The following is a 26,680-nucleotide window of genomic DNA, read 5'->3' as shown; positions in this document are numbered from 1 at the left end:
CCTCAACGCTTGCCGGTGGACGGCAGGAGGATCGCCAGCAGGCCGAACAGCGGCAGGTACGAGCACAGGCTGTAGACGTATTCGATGCCCTTGAGGTCGGCCAGATAGCCCAGCGCCGCCGCACCGATACCGCCAAAGCCGAACATCAGACCGAAGAAGATCCCGGCGATCATGCCGACATTGCCCGGTACCAGCTCCTGGGCGTAGACGACGATGGCCGAGAACGCCGAAGCGAGAATGAAGCCGATGATCACGCTGAGCACGCTGGTCCAGAACAGGTCGACATAAGGCAGCAACAGGGTGAAGGGCGCGACGCCGAGGATCGAGAACCAGATCACCGCCTTGCGCCCGATGCGGTCACCGATCGGCCCGCCAAAAAAGGTCCCGGCCGCTACTGCGCCGAGGAACAGGAACAGGTGTAACTGCGAGCTGGCCACCGAGAGGTCGAACTTCTCGATCAGGTAGAACGTGAAGTAGCTGGTGAAGCTGGACATGTAGAAGTACTTGGAGAACACCAGCAGCCCCAGCACCACCAGGGCGCCGATCACCCGCTGGCGGGAAAGGCCATGGGTGGCGCGCTGGCCTTGCTTGGCCTTGAACAGGTTCAGGTGTTCCCTGTACCAGCGGCTCAGGCCATAGGTGACCAGCACAGCGCAGACGGCGAACAGGCCGAACCACACCACATTGCCCTGGCCGAAGGGGATGATGATCGCCGCCGCCAACAACGGGCCAAAGGCGGAGCCTGCGTTGCCGCCGACCTGAAAGCTCGACTGCGCCAGGCCAAAGCGCCCGCCTGAGGCCAGCCGGGCAATACGCGAGGTTTCCGGGTGGAAGGTCGACGAACCAATGCCCACCAGCGCCGCCGCCAGGAGGATCATCGGGAAGCTGGCGACATACGCGAGCATGACAATACCCACCAGGGTGCACAGGGTGCCCAGCGGCAGCAGGTTCGGCATCGGCTTGCGATCGGTATAGAAACCCACCCAGGGCTGCAGCAACGAGGCGGTGATCTGGAAGGTCAGGGTGATCATCCCGACCTGGGCGAAGCTCAAGCCGTAGTTGGCCTTAAGCAGAGGATAGATCGACGGCAGCACCGACTGGATCAGGTCGTTGATCAAATGCGCGAGGGCACAGGCGGCGATGATGCGCATCACCAGCGGGCTGCTCTGGGCAGTGGCGGTACTGGCGGGTGACGACGAGGCAGTGCTCACAGCCATGATAAAAGCTTCCATCCGTTGGGCGGGATCCAATTATCCAGAAATCGTTAGCAAGCGCACTATTCTTTTCGACCAACGCATTTTTGACGTGCTTGCTAATGATTCTCAATAGCTATAGAGTCAGTGCGCCTTTACAGACTCCACTGCCCGCCTATCCGAGGCCCGCATACGCCATGCCCACTGACCTGCCATGACCCCGTCGCCAAACCAACTGGAGCTGCCGGCGCGCCGCCTGCACAAGATCGAACGCCGCGTGGCGCCACGCTCCTGGGGCGTTTGGGCAGTGGCGGCCAGCCTCTTGCTGATCAGCGCCCTGGTGATGCTGCAATTGCCGTTGCTGCAGCGCCTGAACAGCGATGTCGCTACCGCCGTAGGCGAACGCCGGCAGATCCAGCTGGCCGATGGCTCGCGGCTGACCCTCGACAGCGCCAGCGCCGTAGATGTCGACCTGCGTGGGCCTGTGCGCACACTGCGCCTGGTGCAAGGGCAGATGTTCATTGAAGTGACCCACGATGGCCGGCCTTTTGTCGTCAACATCGATCAGGCGCAGGTGCAGGTGCTGGGTACGCGCTTCTCCGTCAGCCGCGGCCGCGATCATGATGAAGTGGTGCTGCTCAAAGGCAAGGTCGAGGTCAGCAGCGGCGCCGACAAACGCATGCTCGCCCCCGGTGAGCGCGTGACCCTGAACGGCAGCCGCCTGGACCAGGTCGAGAAGGTCGATGCCGAACGCCGGCTGGCCTGGCGCGAGGGCCAACTGCGGGTACGCGATGTGCCGTTGCGCCAGGTGCTGGAACAGCTTGCCGAGTACCAGGGCAGCCGCCTGTTGTACATCGACGAACAGGTCGGTCGGCGCCCGGTCAGCGGCAGCTTCAACCTCGACCAGGCCAGCAGCGCAATCAATGCTCTGGCCCGCAATCAGAACCTGAGCGTGAGCAGCCTGGCCGGGCAATGGATCATCGTGCTGAGCCCATAAATGGCTAAGCAGTTGATCGCGCGTTAATTTTTTTGAAAAAGAGTGTTGACACAAATCCGTTTCAGGCGAATAATGCGCGCCACTTGGCTACATAGCTCAGTTGGTTAGAGCATAGCATTCATAATGCTGGGGTCCGGGGTTCAAGTCCCTGTGTAGCCACCAAGTACTAAAAAGGGCTTACCGCAAGGTAAGCCCTTTTTTCATGCCTGCGATTTTTACCCTGCCCGCTTAACGTACATTGGCAAACACCACTGCCACCCCCAGGCCGATCAAGGCCACGCCAATCACCCGATCGACCAGGCGTTGGCGCTCAAGCATGGCCCGGCGCAATACCGCGCTCGAGAAGAATACCGCCACCAGGCTGAACCACAGCCAATGGGCGAACGACATGAACGCGCCATAGCCGAAGTTGATCGCCAGCGAGCTGCCCGGTTGCACCACCTGGGTGTAGGCGCTGACCACAAAGAGCATGGTCTTGGGGTTCAGGGCATTGGTCAGAAAGCCCGAGCGCAAAGCCGCCAGCACCCCGAGCTGACGGGCGCTGGCACCGTCCAGGGAAATCCGCGTGGTGTTGGTCAGCGACTTGTAGCCAAGATAAATCAGGTACCCCGCCCCCAGCACCTTCATGGCCAGAAACAGCGCCGGACTCTGGCTGATGATCACCGCAATGCCCAACACGGTGTACAGCACATGCACCTGCACCCCCAGGGCAATGCCCAGGGCCGCGGCCAAGCCCGCACGCCGGCCGAAGGCGTAACTGCTGCGGGTCACCATGGCAAAGTCGGCGCCCGGGCTGATCACCGCCAGCACGGTGAACAGGGCAACAGCGATGATTTCATTCACGTAAAGCTCCTCGATCTGCTAGGCCAATGCACAGATACGTCTGCGCGCCGCCATTATCGAAAGCTTCGGGCAAGGCAAAAAGCGATTTATAGTGAGTGAAATCCGCTAGTTTTTCTCACAGATATGAAACTGCCTGCGCTTTCAGCCTTTCGCTATTTCGACGTCGCCGCACAAACCCAGAGCTTCGTGCGCGCTGCCGAGTTGCTCAATGTCACCCACGGCGCCGTGAGCCGGCAGGTACGCCTGCTGGAAGAGTCGCTGGGGGTGCAACTGTTCGAGCGGCGCAACCGAGCGATCTTTCTCACCGCCGCCGGGCGCGCCCTGCACGGCACCACCCTGTCGGTGTTCGAACAACTGGAGGGCGCGGTGTACCGCCTGCAGCAACAGGCGCGGGAGAACGTGCTGGTGCTGTCGTGCGAGCCGACCATCGCCATGCGCTGGCTGATCCCCCGGTTACCGGCCTTTCATGCCGCCCACCCGGATATTCACCTGCACCTGGTGGCGGCCGGCGGGCCGATCGACTTCGCCCGCAGCGGTGTCGACCTGGCCCTGCGCCGCGATGATTTTCGCTGGGATGCCAACCTGCATGCACTGAAGATCTGCGACGAATGGGTCGGGCCGGTGTGCAGTGCCGACCATGCCCTGCCCGAACCAGGCCTGGCCGGCCAACGCCTGCTGCACAGTACTTCGCGGCCCAATGCCTGGGCTACCTGGCTGCGCCAAAGCGGCGAATCGGCCAAAGGCAGCAGCCGCGCCGATTACGAGCACTTTTACCTGTGCATCCAGGCGGCGGCCGCCGGGCTGGGCGTGGCCATGGCTTCGCGCTTGATGGTCCAGGACGAAATCGACAGCGGCCAACTGCAGGCGCCACGCGGCTTCCTCCAGGATCAATCAGCCTACTACCTGCTCAGTCCCCGGGCGATTCTTGACGATGGCAAAAGCCGCTGCTTCGCCGAATGGGTGATCGAGCAATCACACGCTTGCCTGGCTCACCTGGCCTGAGCCTTGCCGGACATCGCCGGGACGCAGAAGGAGGAGCCGCTGCCGAAGTCGCCACCCCAGCTGCGGTAGCCTGCCGTGTCGATGTGAATGCGCCCCGATGGATATCGCCCCAGGCCCATGTTCCAGCCCTTGCCGTGGGCCTGCCAGAAGCGGCACAGCGGCGCCGGATCGGCCCAGTCCGGCAACAGCAAGTCGACCGCAAAGGCGCGGGTATGGGCGCTGGCCACGGCGCCTCCAGCGCAGCGGTTGAGCACCGGGTTGCGGTAGGCCGACACCACTTCATAGCGTTTGAGCACGCCCTGATCGTTCAGGGTCTTGAGCAACTGCAAGGTCGAACGCACTGCCGGCCACTGCGCCGCTGGCGCCACCGCAAACGGCTCGGCCCCGCATAAGCGCCAGTCACTGGCCGAGCGCAGCAGTTGATGGATTGGCACCACCCCATACAGGCGCGCATCCACCAGCATCTGGCGAAAGGGCCGGGTCTGATGATCGCCCGCCCACTGGGCAAACAGATGCAGGTCACGCTCCTCGGCCTGCGCAGTGCCCAGCACTGTCAGCAAAAGTCCTGCACCAATACCAGCCTTACGCCACGGATTCATCAGCTTGCACCCCTTCCCAACCCCCGGGAAATTCCTCCAGTATGGTAAGCCTCCCGACTGCAGGGAGAAACTGACAAGGAGTTAATCATGCACAAGACTGCTCCATTGACCTTTGCCCTGGCCGCCCTGACCTTGAGCAGCGCCGCCCTGGCTGACACCCGCATCGACCTGGGCAGCCAGGAACGCGTGACCCGGTTGTTTGCCTACCCCAACAACTGCAATGTCATCTGCTTTCGTGACTGGAGCCTGGAACGAACAGTAGAGCACTACCTGACCCAGAGCGTGCAGCGCGACGGTTACGCCGCCGCGACCGTGAAGGTCAATCGCGACAACGACAAACTGCATGCTGACATCCAGGGCGTGCCAAGCGACTACAGCAAACCCCTGCAAGCGCTGCTCACTACCGGCGATCTGGCCTATCAAGGCGCCAAACAGCTCAACCGCGAAGGCAAATGGGCCTACAGCTGGAACCTGTTCCTGCCGCTCGGCATGGCCCTGGAAAATCGCCGCAGCATTCAGCTCTTGCACTTCCCGCCGGACTACTCGCTGACCCAGGCCCAGGATTACCTGCGCTCCAACACTACCGACCGCTGGGCCACGCTGCTGACCTTCAACGGCATCCCCGCGGAACAAACCCCGGCCTACCAGACCATCGTCGACATCGCCCCGATCGCGGCGCCAGCCAGCGCCGGCAAAGACCTTGAAGGCGTGTATGGCTACTTCAAGGACTACCAGGTGCAGATGGTCAAGGAGGTCACCCAAACCGGCAATGGCGCATCCTTGCCAATGGTTGCCTTCGGCTCGCCGGTGCGCAGCTGGATCGAGCAGCAGTATGGGCCCAAGCTCTATGTCCTGGGCCTGGCGACCATCAGCCCGACGCCTGGGCAGAAGGTGCCGGTGCTGGGTGCCAACCACCCGAGCGCGATCTGGTATGCGGCGGATAAGACCAACTACGACGGCGACCAGGACAAGGCCGATCAGGCCGGGCTGAAGATGATGGGCCAGGATTTGAGCGCCGCCTGCTGGCAGTCGGGCATGGGCCGTAACCCGGCGGCGGATGCCAAGGCCACCCTGGGTGGCTGTACGCAGAAGTGGCAGGTGACCGAGAAGAAGCAGACGTGCGAGCTGTATTTCCGCACGATTCGCAACATGACCCCGGAGCAGGCCAGTGCCAAGTGCAATACCGGGGAGGTGACGCGCACGTTGCGCGATTTGCAGAAGACTTGAGGTGAAGCCTATCGCGGGTCAAGCCCGCTCCTACAGTGGGCCTGTGGGAGCGGGCTTGCCCCGCGATGGCCTCAGTCCTGCGGACGCAACCGGTACTGCGGCGGCAACTGGTCGATGCCGCTGATGGTCGCATTCAAGCTCTTCCAGCGCCCATCCTTGATGCCATAGATGCAGCCATGCACCGACAGGCTCTGCCCGCGGTGCCAGGCATTCTGAACGATAGTGGTATGGCCGACATTGGCCACCTGCTGGATCACGTTCAGCTCGCACAGGCGGTCCACCCGCTCTTCCTCGGTCGGCAGCTTGGCCAGCTCCACGCGGTTTTCGTAGTACAGGTCGCGAATCGAACGCAGCCAGCCATCGATCAGGCCCAACTGACGATCCTGCATCGATGCCCGCACCCCGCCGCAACCGTAATGGCCGGTGACCAGGATGTGCTTGACCTTGAGCACGTCCACCGCGTACTGGATCACCGACAGGCAGTTCAGGTCAGTGTGCAGCACCACGTTGGCAACATTGCGGTGAACGAACAGATCGCCCGGCAGCATGCCGACGATCTCGTTGGCCGGGACCCGGGCGTCCGAACAACCGATCCAGAGGAACTCCGGTGTCTGCTGACGCGCCAGCTTGGCGAAGAAATCCGGATCTTCCTGCTTGATCGCATCGGCCCAGCGCGCGTTGTTATCAATCAGTTCTTGTAGATCGTGCATGTTCAAGCCTCATGGTTGATGCGCATCCTGTGACAGGCGCCGGCCTGTTCAGGTCACGCCTTTGAATCTTCCGCCAAACGGCAGGTCAACCGTTTAAGCCCTTCTGCAGGAGGATCGACCATGAGCCAGAAACACCGCCCGCTTCACGCCCCGCAGCCTGCCCCGAGCGATGAAGACGAAGACCCCATGGGCTCGGTTGAAGAATTGCACTTTGACGAGGATACCCCCAACGTCGATGTCGGTTTCGACCCAACCGACGACGACCTCGAGCCGGAAACCCTGATCCCCGAAGACGGCGCCCGCTCCGCCAACGAACCGGGAGCAAATCACCCTGCGGACTGGGACTTGAGCGTAGTCGACCAAAGTGACATCGGCGGCGGCAAAGGCCTGGATGAAGCAGAGCTGGCCCGCCGCGACCCGCTGGATGGCAAGCGCGAGCGCTGATCCCTTACTCGAACAGGGTGCAGGCCATGACCAGGGCGTCTTCGCGACCGCCAGCAACCGGGTAGTAATCACGCCGGCGGCCGATTTCATTGAAGCCGTAGCGCTCGTACAAGCGATAGGCAGACTGGTTGCTGGCACGCACTTCCAGGAAGCACTCGCGGCCGTTGATCTCGTAGGCGCGCCTCATCAGCTCTTCCAGCAGGCGCAGGCCCAGGCCGCGGCCCTGACTTTCCGGCTTGACGGTGATATTGAGCAGGTGCGCCTCGTCGATGATCACGTTGATCACGCCGTGGCCGACCTGCTGCTCGCCTTCGAACATCAGCCAGATTTCATAGGACTTGAGCCCGTCGAGGAAGATCCCGCGGGTCCAGGGGTGACTGAAGGCGGCGTATTCGATCTTCAGTACGGCATCCAGATCCGCCTCGGTCATCCGGCGGAAGCTGATCGTGTCACTCATCACTTGGTTTCCAGCGCGCCATCAGCCGGCGCATGGCTTGCCAGACGTGCGCCTTGCGCTGCGGCTCGTCCATCAACAGTTCGAGCCCCGGCAAGGCCCAGGCAGCGCCCAGCCCTTCAACCGGCAACTCGCGGTAATAAGCATCGGCGTCGGCCTCGCCGGCAAAACGCACGGCAGGCAGGCCGATCAGCCACAGGCAGACGCACGGCGCTTCTTCAAGCCGGGCCTGGATAAAGCCCTGGACGAAATCGGTCGCCGCCTGCGGCCCCTGATCGAGGTTGCCGCGCACCAGCAACGGCCAGCGCACCGGCTCACCGATGATCTGCGGGCTGTCCGGCAGGCCGGCGGCGCGCAGCATGTCCTTGAGCAACAAATAGGAAGGGTCGCGGCTCTGGAATGGCTCGCCGGTGGCAAGCTCCACCAGCAGCAGGCAATTGCCGGCGCGCAGCAGTTGCAGGGCAAAACGTGGGGGCGGCACCGGGACCGGCCTGGCCGGCACTGGCGCCTTTTCGGTCTCTTCCACTGCTTTGGCTGCCACTTTCGGCATGCTGCCCGGGCGCGGGATCTCGATCTTCGGTCGCTCAACGGCGCGCGCTACTGGCGCGCTCGGTGCCACGGCAGCGGCAACAGGCGCCTGCTCCTGCGGCTCGAACGCCGGCTCTTCCAGCGCCGCCACCGGCAGCAGCAGCTCCGGGCGCGACGGCGCAGCGAACGGCAGTTCGGCACGCGGCAGCCAGTGCACCACTTGCATGGCGTTGAGGTAAGCGCGGCGGCGGGACTCGATTAACAAGAAGGATCGGCCATCTGTGGATAAGTCAGGGGCGATATTCTAACGTTGTTCGCCGTTTGGCGCCGCTGTTGATCGGCAGAAAACCGCTCGACAGCAGGATCAAGCGATCAGGGGGTGAATCGACAGGCGTCTGATGCAGTACAATCGGCGCTTTTATTTGGCAACGAGTCGACCCGCCAATGATCGAACCCAAGCGCGTCCTGCGCGCCCTAGCCGAACACTGGGCCCTGCTCGAGCCGTTGTGCGAGCGCTTCGACGGGGGCACCCTGAGCCTGGCCGAACTGCGCCAGCAACTGGCTACCCAGCAGTTGGAGAGTACGCCCCAGGACATCACCAGCCTGCTCGACGTGTGGATCCGCCTGGATATCCTGGTGCCGGTGGCCAAAAGCCCGAACCGTTTCGAGCTCAACGCCCAGATCCATGACTTTCTGGCGTACCTGCGCCGCGAGCACCGCCTGGGCCTGTGCCTGGAGATCGAAGCCTACCTGCGCCACCTCGAGCGCCTGGCCGGGCATATCCAGGACGCCTTCGAGATTCGCGACGGCAACGACCTGGCGCGCCAGCTGCGCCTGCTCGACATGCGCGTGCGCGACGTCCTGAAGAAGCTCGACAACGACGAACAGGCGTTGGTCGCCGTGGCCGAACGGGCCAAAACCAGCGACCGGCAGATCCCCCTGCGCCAGCGTTATGCCGAAGTCCTGGCGACCTGGGACGAATATGTCGAACCGATGATCCAGCTGGTCAACGCCGACGGCGCCTTCGAGCAAGGCGTGCGCAAGGTCGAGACCGTGCTGCTGCGTTTGCTCGGCGAGCAGGCGCGCCTCGGCCATCTGGTCGACGACGACATGCTCCTGCGCACCCACGCGCGCATCCTCGAAATGCAGACCAGCGCCCAGCTGACCCTGCGCCATGCCCGCGAACTGCTGCTGCCGCTGCGTGAAGAAGCGCGCCGCCACAACGCCGTGACCCGTGGCGCCGCCCTGGCCCTGTCGGTGATCCGCCGCAAGGGCCTGGACGCCGTGCCGCAGGCCGCCATGCCGCTGTTCACCCGCCCGCAGAGCACCTTCCTCGGCAGCGCCAGCCAGGTCGAAGCCTATGTCTATGCCCTGGCCCGTTTCGAGCCCAAGCCTGCGCAGTTCCCCAAGGCCCACAAGAGCCACAAGGGCGACGCCCCGCGCGCACCGCGCACGGTCAAGGAAATGCTCGAACGCTGCGAAGACGCCCTGCCGCTGCCGGACCTGATGGTCTGGCTGCTCGACCAGGAGCCGGAAGGCGCCACCGACGAGCTGCTGTACTGGTTCTCGCGCCTGTCGCGGGAAAAACGCTTTGCCCGCGAGCGCCTCGAGCGCCGCCAATACACCACCCGCGAACACCTGGTCAGCCTGCGTTCCTTCGCTCTGACATCGAGCCGCGAACCATCGCCTGAGCCAACTGCGAGCCCTGCCCATGCATCTTGATCTTTCCGAACTGTCCCAGCTCGCACCGATCTTCCGCGAGCTGTTCAAGGGCTTCCACATCAGCCGCCGCGACCCGGAGCTGTACGCCCAACTGTCGAACTTCCAGGACCAGTACCGGGGCCTGTTCAAGGCCCTGGGCTTTGAACTGGTGTGCGACACCCGTGGCTTCTACTACTTCGTCCCGGACCTGGCCGCCGCCCAGGTCAACAAGACCGCCCAGCGCCTGTCGCTGTTCACCTTCATCCTGGTCGAACACCTGGCCGACCAGGGCCGCGACCCGATGTCGGTACTCGATGGCGGCAGCCTTGGCCGCGACGAGCTGCCTTCGCTGCTGGAAAAGTACCGCGACCTGTTCATCCAGGCCGAAGTGCAGACCCCGGACGAGCTGGAAGAGAAGATCATGCGCCGCATGACCCAGCTCGGCTTTGCCCACGAAGAGAACGGCATCTACCGCTTCCTGCCGCCGATGCACCGTTTCCTCGACGTCTGCCTGTCGGTCCAGCAGGACCGCGACCTCGCCGCCAGCCTGCACAGCGCCCTGCCGCTGCCAACGCCGGTACTGGTCGAGGAAGAGAGCCCGCAAGAGCTCAACCGTACCGACGACCCGCTGGACCTCAGCCCGTTCGAAGAAAGCGAAGAAGACGCCTTGGCCCGAGCCATTGCGCAAGAGCAACAGGAGATTGACGCATGAGCCAGGAACGCTACGGCATTCGCCGCTTCGCACTGCTCAACACTGCCGGCTACAGCCTGGGCCTGTTCCCCCTGGAACACCCGCTGTCGGTCTACGGTGCCAACAACCTGGGCAAGAGTGCCTCGATCAACGCCCTGCAGTTCCCGATCCTGGCGCGCATGTCCGACATGAGCTTCGGCAAGTACAGCCTGGAGCAGTCGCGGCGCTTCTACTTTGCCAGCGACACCAGCTACATCCTCTGCGAGGTCAACCTGCCCCACGGCCCGCACGTGATCGGCGTGGTCGGCCGCGGTCCGGGTGGCGGCTTCGGTCACCAGTTCTTTGCCTATGCCGGCGAGCTGGACCTGGCCCACTACCAGAAGAACGACACCTGCCTGCGCCAGAAAGAGCTGTTCAGCAACCTCGAGCGCAACGGCCTGAAAGCCTATGAGCTCAAGCCTGACGAGCTGCGCCGGTTGCTGGTCGGCGGCCACACCTCGATCCCGCTGGACCTGACCCTGATCCCGTTGCGCTCCACCAGCGAGCAGAGCCTGAAGACCTTCCGCGCCCTGTTCATCAACCTGCTGCACATGCGCGAGATCACCGCAGCCAAGCTCAAGCAGCTGTTCCTCGATGCCTTCGAGCACAGCCTGCGTTCGGGCAGCGTCGACTACATCGCCGCCTGCGAAGAGGCCTTCCGCGACGTACGGCGCATGGAGCAGGACTACAACTCGCTGGTCGCCGCCGGCCCGCTGGTCGAGGCCCTGGCCAACGGCGTGGCCCAGCGCGAGATCCTGCGCGGCAAACTGCATCGCCTGTCGCCACTGCTCGACTCGCTGCTCGGCACCTGGCAGGACTACGCCAGCGCTCGCAAAGAGGAGTTGGTGATCCAGGCCGAACACTACAAGAACGAACAGGACAGCCTGCAGAACGACCAGCGTGGCGGCACCCAGGAGCTGATGCGCCTGGAGCGCGAGATCACTGGCGTGCAGCGCTGGCTCGGTGAGCTGTCGGTGCTCAAGCACCGCTTCGCCCTGGTCGACGACGTCAAGGTCCTGGAACAGCAACTGCTGGCCGCCAAGGACGCCCACGACGAACTCGCCGGCGCCCTGGCGCAGTCGCGCCAGTTCAGCGCCGAAGACCTCGAAGAGCGTCTGCGCGAGCTGGAAAAACGCCTGAAGTCGGTCAAGCAGCAACTCGATCATGCCGACAACAACAGCTATGCACGCCTGCGTGAAGAGTTCTCGCAGCAGGACGTCGAGCGCCTGATGCGCCTGTTCAACGGCGCGCTGTTCAGCCTGCCGCTGGGCGAGCGCGGCATCGAGCTGGACGACAGCGATGTCTGGGTCAAATCCCTGGAAGCGGTGCTCGACGGCTTCAAGGGCGAGCGCTTCGAAGCCCCGGGCCTGTCCATCGACCTCTCGCACATCGAGCCCCCTGCCCTGCAGGCCCTGGCCGACCGCGCCGCCCTGCGCGACCAGAAGGAACGCCTGGAGAAAGAGCTCAAGCAGCTCAAGACCCAGCAGGCCGTGGCCGCCGACCGCGCCGCGAGCAAGACCCAGACCGAAGCCCTGTACCAGCAGGTGCTGGATGCGCAGAAGGCCCTGGAAGACTTCCGCCGCAGCGAGACCCTGTCCGCCGAAGAAGGCGACAAGCTCGAACAGCTGGCGCAGATGGAAGCCGCTCAGGACGAGCTCAAGCGCTCCAGCGACGCCTTCACCGAACGCGTCCAGCAACTGTCGGCCAAGCTGCAACTGGTCGGCCGCCAGATTGCCGACATGGAAGCCAAGCAGCGCACCCTCGACGACGCCCTGCGCCGCCGCCAGCTGCTGCCTGCCGACCTGCCGTTCGGTACGCCGTTCATGGAGCCGGTCGACGACAGCATGGACAACCTGCTGCCGCTGCTCAACGACTACCAGGACAGCTGGCAGGGCCTGCTGCGGGTCGATGGCCAGATCGAAGCGCTGTACGCCCAGGTACGCCTCAAGGGCGTGGCCAAGTTCGACAGCGAAGACGACATGGAGCGCCGTCTGCAGCTGCTGATCAACGCCTACTCGCACCGCACCGAAGAAGCCCTGACCCTGGGCAAGGCACGCCGCGCCGCGGTCACCGATATCGCCCGGACCCTGCGCAACATCCGCAGCGACTACGACAGCCTCGAGCACCAGCTGGCGCTGTTCAACCGCGAGATCAACAAGCGCCAGGTGTCCAACCTGCAGAGCTTTCGCATCGTCCTGGCGCCGAACAAGGAAGCGCTCAAGCACATCGACCAGATCATCCACAGCGCCGGCCAGTACGAGGAAGGCGAGACCCTGTCGGTGTTCGACCTGAGCCAGAGCGCCGAGCAGGACAACAAGAACGAAGAGGCCAAGGAGTACCTGGCGCGGCTGGTGGCGGCCAACCACAACCAGCTGGGCCTGAAGGACCTGTTCGAACTGGCCTTCGAGATCACCAAGGTCGGTGGCCAGCCGGTGATCCACACCGACATCGACGGTGCGGCCTCCAACGGCACCACCATGACCATCAAGGCGCTGACCAACATGTACCTGTTGCTGCACCTGATGGACCGCGACCTGGCCGGTCGCGTGCGCCTGCCGTACTACCTGGACGAAGCGGCCGACATCGACGAACGCAACCAGGCAGCGCTGCTGGAAACCAGCTTGCAGCTGGGCTTCGTACCGATTCTGGCGAGCGTCAAGCCGCAGGTTTCGGCGCATGTCGCCATCGACCTGGAAGGCGGCAGCGGGCCGAACGGCATCTACATCGACGAGGCGGACTGGAAGTACATCAGCCGCCGTGATGTGGAGAAGGCAGTGGTGCGGGTAGAAGAGGAAGAAGCTTCGGTCTGAGGCCTCTTTTGGGGGCCTTTCAGGCCCCATCGCCGGCAAGGCCGGCTCCCACAGGGATCACGGTGGTCCTTGTGGGAGCTGGCTTGCCAGCGATGCAGTCAACTCGGTCTTACTGAGCCCACGGCAAGATCGGAATCGCCGTCACCGCATTCTGCGGGCTGCCTTCGATCACACGATCCGAGTACACCAGGTAGACCAGGGTGTTGCGTTTCTTGTCGAGAAAACGCACCACCTGCATGGTCTTGAACACCAGCGAGGTGCGCTCCTTGAACACCTCGTCACCGTCCTTGAGCTGCTCCTTGAAGCGAATTGGCCCGACCTGACGGCAGGCTATCGAGGCTTCGGCGCGATCTTCAGCCAGGCCCAGCCCACCCTTCAAACCGCCGGTCTTGGCCCGCGACAGATAACAGGTCACGCCCTCCACCTTCGGGTCATCAAACGCCTCGACGACGATGCGGTCGTTCGGCCCGACGATCTTGAACACCGTCGATACCTGGCCAATCTCCTCGGCCGACGCCAGTACCGGCAATGCCAGCAGCGCCGCTGCAACTATCCCTTTGAACACAAGCGTTTCCTCAGACCAGAATCAGGTTGTCACGGTGCACCAGCTCCGGCTCGGCGATGTAGCCCAGCAGGGCCTCGATCGTGTCGGACGGCTGGCCAATGATTTTTTGTGCTTCCAGGGCGCTGTAGTTGGCAAGGCCCCTGGCGACTTCGAGGCCATCCGGACCAACGCAGACCACCATCTCGCCACGCCGGAAACTGCCCTGTACGGTCTTGACGCCCACCGGCAACAGGCTCTTGTTGTCCTTGCGCAACGCCTTGACTGCGCCGTCATCGAGCACCAGGGTGCCACGGGTCTGCAGGTGCCCGGCCAGCCATTGCTTGCGCGCGGCGAGCATGCCGCGCTCGGGCGACAGCAGGGTGCCCAGGCGCTCGCCCGCCTTGAGCCGGTCGAGCACGCGCTCCAGGCGCCCACCGACGATGATGGTGTGAGCACCGGAACGGGCCGCCAGACGCGCTGCACGCAGCTTGGTCTGCATGCCGCCACGGCCCAGGGCGCCACCGGTGCCACCGGCCACGGCATCGAGGCTCGGATCGTCGGCACGGGCTTCGTAGATGAGCTGCGCATCAGGGTTGTTGCGCGGGTCGGCATCGAACATACCGTCGCGGTCGGTGAGGATCACCAGCAGGTCGGCCTCCACCAGGTTGGCCACCAGCGCCGCCAGGGTGTCGTTGTCACCAAAGCGGATCTCGTCGGTAACCACCGTGTCGTTCTCGTTGATCACCGGCACCACGCCCAGCTCCACCAGGGTGCGCAGGGTGCTGCGGGCGTTGAGGTAACGCTTGCGGTCAGACAGGTCGTCGTGGGTCAGCAGAATCTGCGCGGTGTGCCGGCCATGCTCGGCAAAGCTCGACTCCCAGGCCTGCACCAGGCCCATCTGGCCGATCGAGGCCGCGGCCTGCAGCTCGTTCATCGCACTCGGTCGCTTGGTCCAGCCCAAACGACTCATCCCGGCGGCAACCGCCCCGGACGACACCAGCACCAACTCGACGCCTGCCTCATGCAACGCCACCATCTGCTCGACCCAGACACCCATGGCCGCGCGATCCAGGCCCTTGCCATCTGCTGTCAGCAGGGCACTGCCGATTTTCACGACCCAGCGCTGCGCACCCGTCACCTTGCTCCGCATCTTCTTCCAACCTATTCAGATCTTTAGATACCAAAACGCCGCTCCTGAGAGCGGCGTTTAGTGTACTGCAACGAATCAGTCGCGCACGTAAATGATTTCCGGGCCGTCTTCGTCGTCCCAGTCATCGTCATCGTCATCGTCGTCGCCGATGTCGTGCACGCTCTTGACGCCGCTGCGGCGCAGGGCGCGGGCGTCGTCCAGGGCCTGCAGCTGGGCACGGGCTTCGTCTTCGATGCGCTGATCCAGGTCAGCCAGTTCTTCGGCGTAGGCCGGGTCGTTGGCCAGGCGGTCGGCGCGGTCTTCGAGGTAGCGCATGATGTCGCGACTGAGCTGCTCGGTACCCTGCTTGGAGATCGCCGAGATCACGTAGACCGGGCCTTCCCACTGCAGACGCTCGACCACTTCCTTGACCCGCTCGTCACGCTCGTCGTCCATCAGCATGTCGGTCTTGTTCAGCACCAGCCAGCGGTCACGCTCGGCCAGCGACGGGCTGAACTGGGTCAGCTCGTTGACAATGACTTCGGCGGCATCGGCGCTGCTGCTTTCATCCAGCGGCGCGAGGTCGACCAGGTGCAACAGCAGGCGGGTACGCGCCAGGTGCTTGAGGAAGCGGATACCCAGGCCGGCGCCGTCGGAGGCACCTTCGATCAGGCCGGGAATGTCGGCGATGACGAAGCTCTTCCAGCGGTCGACACTGACCACACCCAGGTTCGGCACCAGGGTGGTGAACGGGTAGTCGGCGACTTTCGGCTTGGCGGCCGATACCGAGCGGATGAAGGTACTCTTGCCAGCGTTTGGCAGGCCCAGCAGGCCGACGTCGGCCAGTACTTTCATTTCCAGCTTCAGGTCACGCTGCTCACCCGGCTTGCCCGGGGTGGTCTGGCGTGGCGCACGGTTGGTACTGGATTTGAAACGGGTGTTGCCCAGGCCGTGCCAGCCGCCCTGGACCACCATCAGCTTCTGGCCCGGCTTGACCAGGTCGCCGATGACTTCCTGGGTGGCGGAGTCGATCACCGTGGTGCCGACCGGCACGCGCAGGATCAGGTCGTCGCCCTTCTTGCCGGTGCAGTCGGTGCTGCCGCCGTTGGAGCCGCGCTGGGCCTCGAAGTGACGGGTGTAACGGTAGTCGACCAGGGTGTTGAGGTTGTCGTCGGCAACCATGTACACCGAGCCGCCGTCGCCACCATCACCGCCGTTGGGGCCACCGTTCTCGATGAATTTCTCGCGGCGGAAGCTCATGCAACCGTTACCGCCATCACCGGCTTTGACCCGGATCGATACTTCGTCAACAAACTTCATAAAAACCGCCTCTCGTCAGCTGGACGAGCTGAGTGACACAAAGACATAAGGCTCTTGCAAAAGTGAGCGCGGCGGCCCCGTCACGATAGTAACAACCCACGCCGGCAGCCCATACAAACAGCTTTGCAAGAGACTCACCCCACAAACGAAAAAGCCCCGTCGCGAGACAGGGCTTTTCCAGCGTTCGCGCGATTACTCGGCGACAACGCTCACGTAACGACGACCGAAGGCGCCTTTTACTTCGAACTTGATCTTACCCGCGATCTTGGCGAACAGGGTGTGATCCTTGCCCATGCCAACGCCGTAGCCAGCGTGGAATTGGGTGCCGCGCTGACGCACGATGATGTTGCCAGGAATGATAGCCTGGCCGCCATACATCTTCACGCCAAGGCGTTTGGCTTCTGAGTCGCGACCGTTACGGGTACTACCACCAGCTTTTTTGTGTGCCATGGTTCAATTCTCCAGAAATGGATTCAGGCGATTAAGCCGAAATACCGGTGATCTTGATTTCGGTGAACCACTGGCGGTGGCCCATACGCTTCATGTGGTGCTTACGGCGGCGGAACTTGATGATGCGCACTTTGTCGTGACGACCTTGGGAGATCACTTCAGCAACAACTTTGGCACCAGCAACGACTGGAGCGCCGATGTTCACGTCGTCGCCATTGGCAACCAACAGAACGCGGTCGAAAGTCACGGATTCGCCAGTGGCGATTTCCAGTTTTTCGATTTTCAGGTATTCACCTTCGGCGACTTTGTACTGCTTGCCACCGGTAACAATTACTGCGTACATGGGTATTTCTCCGATAATCCTGCTCACCCAGCTCTTTATAGGAAGAGTATTGGCTGGCATGGCTGCATAGGGCTGGAACGGCCCAGTGCAATTGCGTAAGGCAGGTGCTGCCCAGGAAGTTCAGGGTGCGCGATTGTACGCAAGCCCTGCTTTGCTTGCAAGTCCCACCCCCGGCCCGCGGGCAGCGCGCCTTGACACGCCGGGACCCGCGACCTAGCATGCCGCGCAACCTTTATGGAGCACCTGTGGCCGATGCAACCCCAAGCTTTCTACCGTGCGGTAGCGGACGACTTCAGCGCCGTTGACGAGATTATCAAGAAACAGCTGACTTCGCGTGTACCGCTGGTATCGAAAATCGGCGACTACATTACCTCGGCTGGCGGCAAGCGCCTGCGTCCACTGCTGGTGCTGCTGTGCGGCAAGGCCCTGGGCCGCGAAGGCGACGACCTGCGCCTGCTGGCCGCCACCATCGAATTCCTGCACACCGCCACCCTGCTGCATGACGACGTCGTCGACATGTCCGGCATGCGCCGTGGCCGCTCCACCGCCAATGCCCTGTGGGGCAACGCGCCAAGCGTGCTGGTCGGTGACTTCCTGTACTCGCGCTCGTTCGAGATGATGGTCGAACTGGGCTCGATGCCGGTCATGCAGATCCTCTCCAAGGCCACCCGGGTCATCGCCGAAGGCGAAGTCCTGCAGCTGTCCAAGGTGCGCGACGCCAGCACCACCGAAGAAGTCTACATGGACGTCATCCGCGGCAAGACCGCGATGCTGTTCGAGGCCTCGACCCACAGCGCCGCGGCCCTGGCCCAGGCGAGCGAGGAACAGAGCGAAGCCCTGCGCACCTTCGGTGACCACCTGGGCGTGGCCTTCCAGCTGGTCGACGACCTGCTCGACTACAAGGGCGATGCGCAGACCCTGGGCAAGAACGTCGGTGACGACCTGGCCGAAGGCAAGCCGACCCTGCCGCTGATCTACACCATGCGCGAAGGCACCGCCGAACAGGCCGCGCTGGTGCGCCAGGCGATCCAGAAGGGCGGCATCGAAGACCTCGAGAGCATCCGCGCGGCCGTCGAAGCCTCAGGCTCGCTGGACTACACCGCCAAGCTGGCCCGCGACTATGTGGCCCGCGCCATCGCCTGCCTGGACGTGCTGCCAGCCAGCGAATACCGCGACGCACTGGTCGAACTCAGCGAATTCGCCGTCGCCCGCACACACTGATCCCCGCCCCGGCCCATCGCTCGATGGGCCCGATTAGCCTCAGACGGACAAAACCTTATACAATGTAGGTTTTGTACCTGTACGTCTTGAGGAACCTTAGTGAGCACTTTGCCACCCTGCCCCAAATGCAACTCCGAATACACCTACGAAGACGGCGCCCAGCTGGTCTGCCCCGAGTGCGCCCACGAGTGGTCGGCTGCCGGTGATGCCGAAGCAGCCAGCGATGAGACGGTAAAAAAGGATGCAGTGGGCAACGTCCTGCAGGACGGCGACACCATCACCGTGATCAAGGACCTCAAGGTCAAGGGCACCTCGCTGGTGGTCAAGGTCGGCACCAAGGTCAAGAACATCCGCCTGTGCGATGGCGACCACGACATCGACTGCAAGATCGATGGCATCGGCCCGATGAAGCTGAAATCTGAATTCGTCCGCAAGGTCTGATTCCGGTGGGTTCGGGGCCGCCCTGCGGCCTCGGCAGCCCACAACCTGGAAAAAACCGCCAATAGGCACTTGCTATTTTGATAATAAGAATTATTCTCATTGAACGCTTTCAAGGAGAATAGCCATGACTTATCTGATAGACGCCTGGCTTGACCGCCCCCATCCATACTTGCGCATCCTGCACCGGGAAACCGGCGAGGTCTGTGCCGTGCTTGAAGAAGAAGCGCTGGACGAACTGCGCGACCAGGGTGACCTGGATCTCAATGGTTTGAATTCGAGTGAGCCGGGTGTGCTCAAGGAACTGGTGAGGAACCTGTTCCTGTTCTGCTATGCGCGGGCGTTGCGCCCTGGCGGTGGGACCGATTGGAACTGAAACCGCATCGCCGGCAAGGCCGGCTCCCACAATGGACCGGTGTGAAGCGAATCCTGTGGGAGCTGGCTTGCCAGCGATGAGGGCCAAAAGGCCCTCTGACGTTCTTAAAGAACGTCTTACAGAACGTCCAGCAGCTCGACGTCGAACACCAGCACGCTGTGCGGCGGGATGCTGCCAACGCCCTGAGCGCCGTAAGCCAGCTCGCTCGGCACGTACAGGCGCCATTTGCTGCCGGCATTCATCAGTTGCAGGGCTTCGGTCCAGCCGGCGATCACGCCGCTGACCGGGAATTCTGCTGGCTGGCCGCGCTCGTAGGAGCTGTCGAACACGGTGCCGTCGATCAGGGTGCCGTGGTAGTGGGTGCGCACGCTGTCGTCGCGGCTTGGCTTGGCGCCTTCACCTGCGGTCAGTACTTCGAACTGCAGGCCCGAAGCCAGGGTGGTGATGCCGTCACGCTTGGCGTTTTCAGCCAGGAAGGCCTTGCCTTCGCCAGCGGCAGCTTCGGCCTTGGCAGCAGCTTCGGCTTGCATGATTTCGCGGATGACCTTGAAGCTGGCCGACAGGTCGGCTTCGCTGACGCGGCTGTCCTGGCCGTTGAAGGCGTCGGTCAGGCCGGCCAGGATGGCGTCCAGGCTTACGCCTGGTGGCGGGTTGTCACGCAGTTGGCCACCCAGCTGACGGCCGATGCCGTAGCTGACGCGAGTTTCGTCGGTAGACAGGTTGAGTTCGGACATTTGCTTGCTCCGCTGCAGGGCGCATGACAGCCGCGCCCTTTATGAAAAGGGCGAGCAGCCTAGCACACTGCGCTGGCGCAGATCAGCTACCAGGCCGAACGTCGTGGCATCGGTATTTTCAGGTCGCTATCGCCGGCATCGCCACCGCCGCACATCTCATCATCCATCGACCAGTGCACCAGGTGCACTGGCACCGCTGGCAAACCGCTGAGCAGGCGTTGCGCATCGACTACCGAATGCACTTTCAGGCGCTGCCCATGGGTGTCCGAGAGCGGATGGGCGTGGCCTTTTACCCGTGCCTCGATAATGAAATCACCGCCCTCGATGGCGATCAGGTTGAGCTCTTCGACATGACCGGCTCTGGCCTCGGTGTTCAGTTGGTGAAGGTTCATTGCGATACCTCGTTACCGGAACTTCGAGTGACCGTTCATTTTCTGTACAGCCGCGCACAAAGCACAAGGCAAAAACGCAACCGCCCGTCCGTTTTGCAACGCACGGGCGGTTGTTGACTGGGCAAAACGCCTGATCAGTGCTTGGTGAGCTTGTCCAGGTAACCCATGGCAAAGGCCGAGACCACGAAGGTCATGTGGATAATCACGTACCACATCAGGTACTGGGTCTCGATGTTGCGCGCGTCCATGAACACCCGCAGCAGGTGGATCGAGGAAATCGCCACGATCGAGGCGGCGACCTTCATCTTCAGCGAAGACGAGTCCATCTTGCCCAGCCAGCTGAGTTTTTCCTTGTCCTCGTCGATGTCCAGTTGCGAGACGAAGTTCTCGTAACCGGAAATCATCACCATCACCAGCAAACCACCGACCAGGGCCATGTCGATCAGCGACAGCAGCACCAGGATCAGGTCGGCTTCGGCCAGGGCGAAAACGTTGGGCAGGACGTGGAAGATCTCTTGGAAGAACTTCAGTGCCAGCGCCAACAGGCCCAACGACAGACCAAAATAGATCGGCGCGAGCAGCCAGCGCGAGGCATACATCGCATTTTCGATAATACGTTCCATTGAAAACTCGTCAGGTTGGCAAAAAAGCGAGCGCGAGTATAACAGCCACCCATGACAGAAAAAGCCCGTGGCACGCTGCCACAGGCGTGGCGCCGGCGTCTCAGTTTTCCGGATGGAACTGGAAGTCGCCGACGTGATGGACGCGCTCGCCGTTGATCCGGCGCAGCTGGGCTTGCAGGTGCACACACCAGATCTGCGGATCATCGGCCAGCTGATAACCGTGCAGAGTCAGGCTGTCGACAATGGCATTGAGCACCGATTCGGCCACGAACGGCCCGTGAAACGGCCCTTGGGCCTTGATCGCAGAGGGCTGCTCGCCAGCCATGCCGGCGGCAAACAGCAGGGTCCACATGCCATTGTCACCGGCCAGTGGGCGGATACTGCATTCAATGCGGGTCACCAGGCCCAGGCATTGACGGGTGAGGCTGAGGCTGCGCGGCATGGCGAAGGTCCTCGGTAAACCCTTGTTCAGCCCTCAGGTGAAGGCTGTCTCGTTCCTGTACCTACGACTGTCCCTGATCTGAAGAATAGAAGAATTCCACCCAGGCGTGGAAAAACCGGCGCCCAATGGTCACCCCCCATTTAGCGCCGTTTTTTTGACTCGTACCACTCAACTCAAGAAGCTTTTACCTGCGCCAGGGCCTGCTCGGCATGTTCCTTCTCTGCCTCCTTGAGGTCCTCTTCGCTGATCATCTCGGCGATTACCCGCAGGCGCTCCACCACCCGGGCGTTGACGCTGCCTTCAGGGAACTGGCCCTCTTCATCCGGTTCACCGGCAGGCTCACCGACCAGCAGGCTCAGGGCCTCGTCGGCCTGGCTTACCGCATAGACGTGGAACATACCGGCGCGCACCGCCTGCAGCACCCGCTCATCGAGCATCAGCGTGGCAACGTTGGCACGCGGGATGATCGCGCCCTGTTCACCGGTCAGGCCCCGTGCTTCGCACAGGCGGAAGAAGCCTTCGATTTTCTCGTTGACCCCACCCACCGCTTGCACTTCACCGAACTGGTTGATCGAACCGGTAATGGCGAAGCACTGCTTGAGCGGCGTCTTCGACAACGCCGAGATCAGCGTGCAGGCCTCGCCCAGGGAGGCGCTGTCACCGTCGACGTAACCGTAGGACTGCTCAAGGGCAATACTCGCCGAGATCGCCAGGGGGAATTCCTGGGCATAACGGCTGCCCAGGTAGCCGGTAAGGATCATCACCCCCTTGGAGTGAATCGGCTGACCCAGGTTGACCTCGCGCTCGATGTCGACGATGCCGCTGCCACCCGGGTAGACCGTGGCGGAAATCCGCGCCGGGATACCGAAAGCCGAATCGCCGACTTCGAGCACGGTCAGGCCGTTGCACTTGCCCACCGCGGCACCGTCGGTGTCGATCAGGATGATGCCGGCCAGCATGTCGTCGAGAATCCGCGCCGACACGCGGCCAGTGCGGGTGGCCTTGGCCTTGAGGGCACGTTCGATGTGCCCGGCGTCGGTCATTTCGTCGTTGGCCAGGTGGCGGATGAAGTCCGCCTCGCTGACCAGCTGGAACAGGTCGCCGATGCGCGCCGACAAACGCCCCTGGTGCTCGGCCAGGCGCGCGCTGTAGGTGGCCAGGCGCGCCACCGCATCAGCGCTCAGCGGCGCCATGCCCTCTTCGCTGGTGCGGGTCTTGAGCAACTGGGCGAACTGCTCCAGGCTCTCGTCGACCATGGGGATGTCTTCGTCGAAATCGACCAGTACCCGGAACATTTCCTGGAAGTCCGGATCGTGATCCTGCAGGGCGTAGTACAGCTGCCGCGCGCCGATGATCACCACTTTGATGTTCAGCGGGATCATCTGCGGATTGAGGGTCACGGTAGCCAGGCGGCCGTACTCGCCCAGGGGCGATTCCATCTTCAGCTTGCGCGACTGCAGGGCGCGCTTGAGGGCGTCCCAGACAAACGGCTCGCCGAGCATCTTCTCGGCCTCAAGAATCAGGAAACCACCGTTGGCCCGGTGCAAGGCCCCGGGGCGCAGTTGCCGGTAGGTGGTGTACAGCGCCCCCTGGTCGGTGCTGTATTCGATACGGCCAAACAGGTTGTCGTAGGTCGGGTGCGGCTCGAACACCACCGGCGCGCCGCCGCTGGCGTGATGGCCGACCACCAGGCTTGGCGAGTACTGCTCTTCGAGCAGCTTGCGCGCCTGGGCATCGGTCTTGCTGTCATCGACCAGTTGCTCGACCACGGTGCGCAGCAGGTACACCTGCATGGCCTGCAGGTAAGCGCAAACGGCGGCGTTTTCTGCGTACTTTTCAGACAGCGGCGCCAGCAATGGCTGCAAGGCCAGGGTGATGGTTTCTTCGTTGAGGTGGCGTAGCTGGTTGCTCGACTCGCGCTTCCATTGCGGCAGGCTCGCCAGCTCTTCGTTGAGGCGCTCCTCCAGGGCGGCGATGTCGTCGTGGAAACGCTCACGCTCGGCTTCCGGCAACTGGGCGAATTCGGCTTCGTCCAGCGCCTTGCCGTCGGCCATCGGGGTGAAGGCGACGTTGCTGCTGTCGCGGTACAGGGCGACGTCCTTTTCCAGCGAGGCGCGCTCGATCACATCCAGGGCGCGGTCGTAGCGCTGGTTGAAGGCGCGATCGATGGCGCTCTTCTTCTGCTGGTAGGACGGGTGCTCGAAGACCGCCGGGAAAGTCGCCAGCAGGTTGTCGATCAGGCCACCGATGTCGCTGATGAACGCCCCGGCGCTGCCCGGCGGCAACTCCAGGGCGCGCGGCTCGCGTGGCTCGTCGAAGTTGTTGACATAAACCCAGTCCGAGGGCGTATGCAGGCGTTTGCCTTCCGCCTTCAGGTAGCGTTTGACGAACGAGAAACGGCCAGTGCCGGGCTCGCCCATGACAAATACGTTGTAACCAGGGCGCGGCATGGCGACGCCGAACTGCAAGGCTTCGACCGCACGTTCCTGGCCAAGCACACCGCGAAAAGGCTCCAGATCATTAGTGGTGGAAAAAGCGAACTGTTCAGCGGAAAACGGCCGGGTCAGGGCTTCGGGCGCAAGACGCAGGCTCGCAGCGACAGGATCGGGCATCGGGCTTCCTTACTTCGGCGGGGCAGATGTCAGCATTCTGGCGCCGTGCGCGTACGCCTTGCAAGGCTCATCGCTGCTAATTGTCGCAGGGGCGAAAAGCCGATCTACGTCAACATTTTCAGGCAATCTTTCGCAATAAATCACGCAACCCTTAGATCGTGCCTAAACTCCAAACTGCGCGGCTGGGTAAATAACCGACCCGCCCTGGCAACTGGTCCTACAGATATGCCAGACAACCCTGACCTTTGGTATGTACTTCTAGAAAGAGAACAATGCTATGAAACGGATTCTTCTGGGTACTCTGTTCACTGCGGTTTCCCTCAATGCCATGGCCCAGGCGCCTGGCGGACCGGACTGCGGCTGGGGCAACATGCTGTTCGAGGGCCAACGCGGGACACCGGCCCACTTCCTGGCCTCCACCACCAACGGCACTTCCGGCAACGCCACTTTCGGCATGACGTCGGGCACCAACGGCTGCTCGACCAACTCTGCGCTGACCTATGGCGGTAAATCATGGTTCGCCATGAACGGCATGATGAACGAACTCTCCGAGGACATGGCCAAGGGTCAAGGTGAAGCACTGACCACCTATGCCGTGGTGCTGGGCGTTGCCCCGGAAGATCGCGCGCACTTCGCCGCGGTTACCCATCAACACTTCCAGGACATCTTCAAGACCGCCGATGTCACTGCTGAAGACGTGCACAGCAACACCCTCGCGGTGCTGAAAAGCGACCCGCGCCTGGCCAAATACGCCACCCAGGCTTAAGCTCGGCCCACCCGCCCCGTCACCGGGGCGGGTTGTTGTCCGCCTCTATCGGCATCATTCAGACTTAGTTGCCCGACATGCTCAAACGCCTTGCCTACCTGGCGCTCTGTGCCTGCGCCCCGCTGCATGCTGCCCCTTCATTCGATGACGCACGCCTGAAGCAACTGGCGGCCGAGCGCTACTGGATCGCCCTCGGTCATTACGAGACGGCCAAGCTTGGCGGCTGGCGCAGCTACGTCGACGACCAGCGCTTCTTTCTCGCCGAAGACGGCGCCCATCACCCGGACCAGGAACTGCGTGCCACCGTCAACGCGCTGTACGCACCGGCGAGCCTCGGCGACAAACACGCCCAGTGCGTGTTCCCGGCGCGTACCCGCTGGCTGCGCGAGCAGTTGCAACTGACCGACCTGCCGAGCCCGGACTGCCAGGAATACACTCAGTGGTTCAAGGACGTCTCACCGCACAGCGCGGTGATGATCTTCCCGGCCGCCTACCTGAACAGCCCGTCGTCGATGTTCGGCCACACCCTGTTGCGGATCGACCAGGCCGACGTGCAGAGCAACGCAACCGCCCTGCTCAGCTATGCGATCAACTTCGGCGCCTATATCGAAGGCAGCGACAACAGCATCCTCTATGCCTGGAAGGGCCTGATGGGCGGCTACCCGGGCCTGTTCGCCCTGGTGCCCTACCAGGAAAAGCTCTCCGAGTACCGCAGCCTGGAAAACCGCGACCTGTGGGAATACCGGCTGAACCTGACCCCGGAAGAAACCGGGCGCATGGTCGAGCATGTCTGGGAACTCAAGCAGATCCAGTTCGACTACTTCTTCTTCGACGAAAACTGCTCCTATCGCTTGCTCGAACTGCTGCAAGTGGCACGCCCGAGCCTGGACCTGACCTCGCAGTTCCCGTTGACCGCGATTCCCACCGACACGGTCAAGGCAGTCAAGCAGTCCGGCCTGGTCGAACGCATCGACTACCGGCCGTCACGCGAACGTGAGCTGCTGGAGCGGGCCAAACCGCTGGATGCCGGCGAGCAACAGCAAGTGCTGGCGGTCAGTGCCGACACCGCGCAACTGCAAAGCACCGAATTCACCGCCCTGCCGCGCGAGCGCCAGGCCCTGGTACAGGACGCCGCCTATCGCCTGGAGCGTTACCGGGCCAACGGCCAGGAGCGTGATCCGGCGCGCAGCAAACGCAGCTTCGAGCTGCTGCGGGCGATTAACCGCAACCCGCCACCGGAGCTTGAAATCGAACGCCCGGGGCTGCCTGAAGACGGCCATCAGTCGCGCACCTGGCAGTTGGGCCTGGGCAGCCGCGATGATCGCGCCTATGCCGAGTATGGCCTGCGCATGGCCTATCACGACCTCAACGACAACGCCTACGGCTTTCCCCTCGGCGCGCAGATCGAGATCCTTCAGCTCAAGTTGCGCCAGTACGAAGGCAACGACTGGCAGGTGCAACGCCTGGACCTGGCCACCATCCGCTCGCTGACCCCGCGCAATGCCTTGCTGCAACCCTGGTCGTGGCAGGTCGCCGGGGGGCTGGAGCGGGTGCTGGGTAAGCATGGCGATGAGGTACTGGTCAGCCACGTCAACGGCGGCGCCGGCGGTACCTGGCAGCTGGCCGATGACCTGCTTGGTTTTGCCCTGGGCACGGTGCGGGTCGAGCACAACAATGACTTTGCCGGTTTCATCGCACCGGCAGCGGGGTTCAATACCGGACTGCTGTGGCGCAATCCGCTGGGCAACCTGAGTGTCGAGGCCAAGGCCGACTACTTCACCAACGGCGAGGTGCGGCGTAGCCTGAGTTTGAACCAGCAGTGGGAATTGTCCCGTGATCTGGGCCTGCGGCTCAGTGCCAGCCGCGACTTCAGCAAGTTGGCGTCGGCGCAGAACGAGGTGATGCTGGAATTGAAGTGGTACCAGTATTAGCAAGGCTGCGCCTTGCATCGCTGGCAAAGCCAGCTCCCACAGGTTGGACTGCCCCCCTAAAGTTGGACAGTATTAACCAGCAGCCTGAGCCCTGTAGTCGACAGGGCTCAGGCCATTGAGC

Annotated in this window: 28 protein-coding genes and 1 tRNA gene; 13 read left to right on the top strand and 16 right to left on the bottom strand. The window is 62.9% G+C overall.

Annotated features, from left to right (window positions below; all coding sequences use genetic code 11):
• Window positions 1-2: 2 nt before the first annotated feature.
• Entirely contained in the window at window positions 3-1,217 is a 1,215-nt protein-coding gene (locus NLX68_RS25675; RefSeq protein WP_254286358.1) for an MFS transporter, read from the bottom strand.
• 190 nt (window positions 1,218-1,407) lie between these two features.
• Between NLX68_RS25675 and NLX68_RS25670 the strand changes: the two genes are divergently transcribed.
• Together NLX68_RS25670 and NLX68_RS25665 are read left to right on the top strand one after the other, a co-directional pair.
• Window positions 1,408-2,190, top strand: a complete 783-nt coding sequence (locus tag NLX68_RS25670) for a FecR family protein (RefSeq protein WP_254286357.1) — start codon at window positions 1,408-1,410, stop codon at window positions 2,188-2,190.
• An 85-nt stretch (window positions 2,191-2,275) separates the two neighbouring features.
• A tRNA-Met gene (locus NLX68_RS25665) sits at window positions 2,276-2,352 on the top strand.
• 66 nt (window positions 2,353-2,418) lie between these two features.
• Here NLX68_RS25665 and NLX68_RS25660 read toward each other — a convergent pair.
• The gene (locus NLX68_RS25660) at window positions 2,419-3,033 is read right to left on the bottom strand and encodes a LysE family transporter (protein WP_254286356.1); all 615 of its coding nucleotides are present in this window, start codon (window positions 3,031-3,033) and stop codon (window positions 2,419-2,421) included.
• 123 nt (window positions 3,034-3,156) lie between these two features.
• Between NLX68_RS25660 and NLX68_RS25655 the strand changes: the two genes are divergently transcribed.
• On the top strand, window positions 3,157-4,035 hold the full coding sequence (locus NLX68_RS25655) for a LysR substrate-binding domain-containing protein (protein ID WP_254286355.1): 879 nt from the start codon (window positions 3,157-3,159) through the stop codon (window positions 4,033-4,035).
• Here the strand turns inward: NLX68_RS25655 and NLX68_RS25650 are convergent.
• The gene (locus tag NLX68_RS25650; protein ID WP_254286354.1) at window positions 4,023-4,634 is read right to left on the bottom strand and encodes a D-Ala-D-Ala carboxypeptidase family metallohydrolase; all 612 of its coding nucleotides are present in this window, start codon (window positions 4,632-4,634) and stop codon (window positions 4,023-4,025) included. The genes NLX68_RS25655 and NLX68_RS25650 overlap by 13 nt on opposite strands.
• A gap of 87 nt (window positions 4,635-4,721) precedes the next feature.
• Here NLX68_RS25650 and NLX68_RS25645 point away from each other — a divergent pair, with 87 nt between their 5' ends.
• Window positions 4,722-5,861 (top strand): hypothetical protein, encoded by a 1,140-nt coding sequence (locus NLX68_RS25645; RefSeq protein WP_254286353.1) that lies wholly within the window; start codon window positions 4,722-4,724, stop codon window positions 5,859-5,861.
• Between the two features lie 71 nt (window positions 5,862-5,932).
• Here the strand turns inward: NLX68_RS25645 and can are convergent, their stop codons facing one another.
• Window positions 5,933-6,571, bottom strand: a complete 639-nt coding sequence (gene can / locus NLX68_RS25640; RefSeq protein ID WP_038997206.1) for a carbonate dehydratase — start codon at window positions 6,569-6,571, stop codon at window positions 5,933-5,935.
• 120 nt (window positions 6,572-6,691) lie between these two features.
• Between can and NLX68_RS25635 the strand changes: the two genes are divergently transcribed.
• Window positions 6,692-7,015 (top strand): serine kinase/phosphatase, encoded by a 324-nt coding sequence (locus NLX68_RS25635; RefSeq protein ID WP_254286352.1) that lies wholly within the window; start codon window positions 6,692-6,694, stop codon window positions 7,013-7,015.
• Window positions 7,016-7,019: 4 nt separating this feature from the next.
• On the opposite strand, the gene rimI is transcribed toward NLX68_RS25635, so the two are convergent.
• Both rimI and NLX68_RS25625 read right to left on the bottom strand, forming a co-directional pair.
• Complete coding sequence (rimI, locus tag NLX68_RS25630) at window positions 7,020-7,472, bottom strand: ribosomal protein S18-alanine N-acetyltransferase (RefSeq protein WP_115088771.1); 453 nt, start codon at window positions 7,470-7,472, stop codon at window positions 7,020-7,022.
• Window positions 7,465-8,262, bottom strand: coding sequence for an energy transducer TonB (locus NLX68_RS25625; RefSeq protein WP_254286351.1), 798 nt, complete (start codon window positions 8,260-8,262; stop codon window positions 7,465-7,467). Before NLX68_RS25625 ends, rimI begins: the two co-directional genes overlap by 8 nt.
• A gap of 179 nt (window positions 8,263-8,441) precedes the next feature.
• Here NLX68_RS25625 and mksB point away from each other — a divergent pair, with 179 nt between their 5' ends.
• From mksB to mksF, 3 genes are read left to right on the top strand one after another with little or no spacing between them, the layout of a single operon-like run.
• Window positions 8,442-9,719 carry an Mks condensin complex protein MksB gene (gene mksB / locus NLX68_RS25620; RefSeq protein ID WP_010225709.1) on the top strand — a complete coding sequence of 426 codons (1,278 nt, stop codon included), beginning with the start codon at window positions 8,442-8,444 and terminating at the stop codon, window positions 9,717-9,719.
• Window positions 9,709-10,410: an Mks condensin complex protein MksE gene (gene mksE, locus NLX68_RS25615; protein ID WP_254286350.1), complete on the top strand. Its 702-nt coding sequence runs from the start codon at window positions 9,709-9,711 to the stop codon at window positions 10,408-10,410. The genes mksB and mksE overlap by 11 nt, the downstream gene beginning before the upstream one ends.
• On the top strand, window positions 10,407-13,238 hold the full coding sequence (mksF, locus tag NLX68_RS25610; protein WP_254286349.1) for an Mks condensin complex protein MksF: 2,832 nt from the start codon (window positions 10,407-10,409) through the stop codon (window positions 13,236-13,238). The genes mksE and mksF overlap by 4 nt, the downstream gene beginning before the upstream one ends.
• A gap of 109 nt (window positions 13,239-13,347) precedes the next feature.
• Here the strand turns inward: mksF and NLX68_RS25605 are convergent, their stop codons facing one another.
• The 5 genes from NLX68_RS25605 to rplU all read right to left on the bottom strand — a co-directional run bounded on the left by NLX68_RS25605 (window position 13,348) and on the right by rplU (window position 17,024).
• On the bottom strand, window positions 13,348-13,803 hold the full coding sequence (locus NLX68_RS25605; protein ID WP_177414911.1) for a CreA family protein: 456 nt from the start codon (window positions 13,801-13,803) through the stop codon (window positions 13,348-13,350).
• Between the two features lie 10 nt (window positions 13,804-13,813).
• On the bottom strand, window positions 13,814-14,932 hold the full coding sequence (gene proB / locus NLX68_RS25600; RefSeq protein ID WP_254286348.1) for a glutamate 5-kinase: 1,119 nt from the start codon (window positions 14,930-14,932) through the stop codon (window positions 13,814-13,816).
• Between the two features lie 75 nt (window positions 14,933-15,007).
• On the bottom strand, window positions 15,008-16,231 hold the full coding sequence (gene cgtA, locus NLX68_RS25595; RefSeq protein ID WP_254286347.1) for an Obg family GTPase CgtA: 1,224 nt from the start codon (window positions 16,229-16,231) through the stop codon (window positions 15,008-15,010).
• A 192-nt stretch (window positions 16,232-16,423) separates the two neighbouring features.
• Window positions 16,424-16,681: a 50S ribosomal protein L27 gene (gene rpmA / locus NLX68_RS25590; protein ID WP_010225698.1), complete on the bottom strand. Its 258-nt coding sequence runs from the start codon at window positions 16,679-16,681 to the stop codon at window positions 16,424-16,426.
• Window positions 16,682-16,712: 31 nt separating this feature from the next.
• A complete protein-coding gene (gene rplU / locus NLX68_RS25585) occupies window positions 16,713-17,024 on the bottom strand; it encodes a 50S ribosomal protein L21 (protein ID WP_010225695.1) in 312 nt (103 codons plus the stop codon).
• A gap of 252 nt (window positions 17,025-17,276) precedes the next feature.
• Here rplU and NLX68_RS25580 point away from each other — a divergent pair, with 252 nt between their 5' ends.
• The 3 genes from NLX68_RS25580 to NLX68_RS25570 all read left to right on the top strand — a co-directional run bounded on the left by NLX68_RS25580 (window position 17,277) and on the right by NLX68_RS25570 (window position 19,059).
• Window positions 17,277-18,245: a polyprenyl synthetase family protein gene (locus tag NLX68_RS25580; protein WP_010225693.1), complete on the top strand. Its 969-nt coding sequence runs from the start codon at window positions 17,277-17,279 to the stop codon at window positions 18,243-18,245.
• Between the two features lie 99 nt (window positions 18,246-18,344).
• A complete protein-coding gene (locus NLX68_RS25575) occupies window positions 18,345-18,686 on the top strand; it encodes a zinc ribbon domain-containing protein YjdM (RefSeq protein WP_254286346.1) in 342 nt (113 codons plus the stop codon).
• A gap of 124 nt (window positions 18,687-18,810) precedes the next feature.
• Window positions 18,811-19,059 carry a hypothetical protein gene (locus NLX68_RS25570; protein WP_010226372.1) on the top strand — a complete coding sequence of 83 codons (249 nt, stop codon included), beginning with the start codon at window positions 18,811-18,813 and terminating at the stop codon, window positions 19,057-19,059.
• Between the two features lie 116 nt (window positions 19,060-19,175).
• On the opposite strand, the gene NLX68_RS25565 is transcribed toward NLX68_RS25570, so the two are convergent.
• The 5 genes from NLX68_RS25565 to NLX68_RS25545 all read right to left on the bottom strand — a co-directional run bounded on the left by NLX68_RS25565 (window position 19,176) and on the right by NLX68_RS25545 (window position 23,862).
• Window positions 19,176-19,793 carry an FKBP-type peptidyl-prolyl cis-trans isomerase gene (locus tag NLX68_RS25565; RefSeq protein WP_010226378.1) on the bottom strand — a complete coding sequence of 206 codons (618 nt, stop codon included), beginning with the start codon at window positions 19,791-19,793 and terminating at the stop codon, window positions 19,176-19,178.
• 86 nt (window positions 19,794-19,879) lie between these two features.
• Window positions 19,880-20,185: a DUF6482 family protein gene (locus NLX68_RS25560; RefSeq protein WP_254286345.1), complete on the bottom strand. Its 306-nt coding sequence runs from the start codon at window positions 20,183-20,185 to the stop codon at window positions 19,880-19,882.
• Between the two features lie 134 nt (window positions 20,186-20,319).
• Window positions 20,320-20,808 (bottom strand): TIGR00645 family protein, encoded by a 489-nt coding sequence (locus NLX68_RS25555; RefSeq protein ID WP_254286344.1) that lies wholly within the window; start codon window positions 20,806-20,808, stop codon window positions 20,320-20,322.
• Window positions 20,809-20,908: 100 nt separating this feature from the next.
• Entirely contained in the window at window positions 20,909-21,250 is a 342-nt protein-coding gene (locus tag NLX68_RS25550; RefSeq protein ID WP_254286343.1) for a hypothetical protein, read from the bottom strand.
• A gap of 173 nt (window positions 21,251-21,423) precedes the next feature.
• On the bottom strand, window positions 21,424-23,862 hold the full coding sequence (locus tag NLX68_RS25545) for a Lon protease family protein (RefSeq protein WP_036993802.1): 2,439 nt from the start codon (window positions 23,860-23,862) through the stop codon (window positions 21,424-21,426).
• 277 nt (window positions 23,863-24,139) lie between these two features.
• On the opposite strand from NLX68_RS25545, the gene NLX68_RS25540 reads away from it, so the two are divergent.
• Together NLX68_RS25540 and NLX68_RS25535 are read left to right on the top strand one after the other, a co-directional pair.
• The gene (locus NLX68_RS25540; RefSeq protein ID WP_010226385.1) at window positions 24,140-24,628 is read left to right on the top strand and encodes a DUF3015 domain-containing protein; all 489 of its coding nucleotides are present in this window, start codon (window positions 24,140-24,142) and stop codon (window positions 24,626-24,628) included.
• A 77-nt stretch (window positions 24,629-24,705) separates the two neighbouring features.
• On the top strand, window positions 24,706-26,559 hold the full coding sequence (locus tag NLX68_RS25535; RefSeq protein ID WP_254286342.1) for a DUF4105 domain-containing protein: 1,854 nt from the start codon (window positions 24,706-24,708) through the stop codon (window positions 26,557-26,559).
• Window positions 26,560-26,680 lie beyond the last annotated feature (121 nt).

Origin of the sequence: Pseudomonas sp. SBB6 (genome assembly GCF_024213215.1) — a bacterium.
Taxonomy (GTDB): domain Bacteria; phylum Pseudomonadota; class Gammaproteobacteria; order Pseudomonadales; family Pseudomonadaceae; genus Aquipseudomonas; species Aquipseudomonas donghuensis.
The sequence above is the reverse complement of the archived record's forward strand: the minus strand, read 5'-3'. Positions and strand labels throughout refer to the sequence as shown.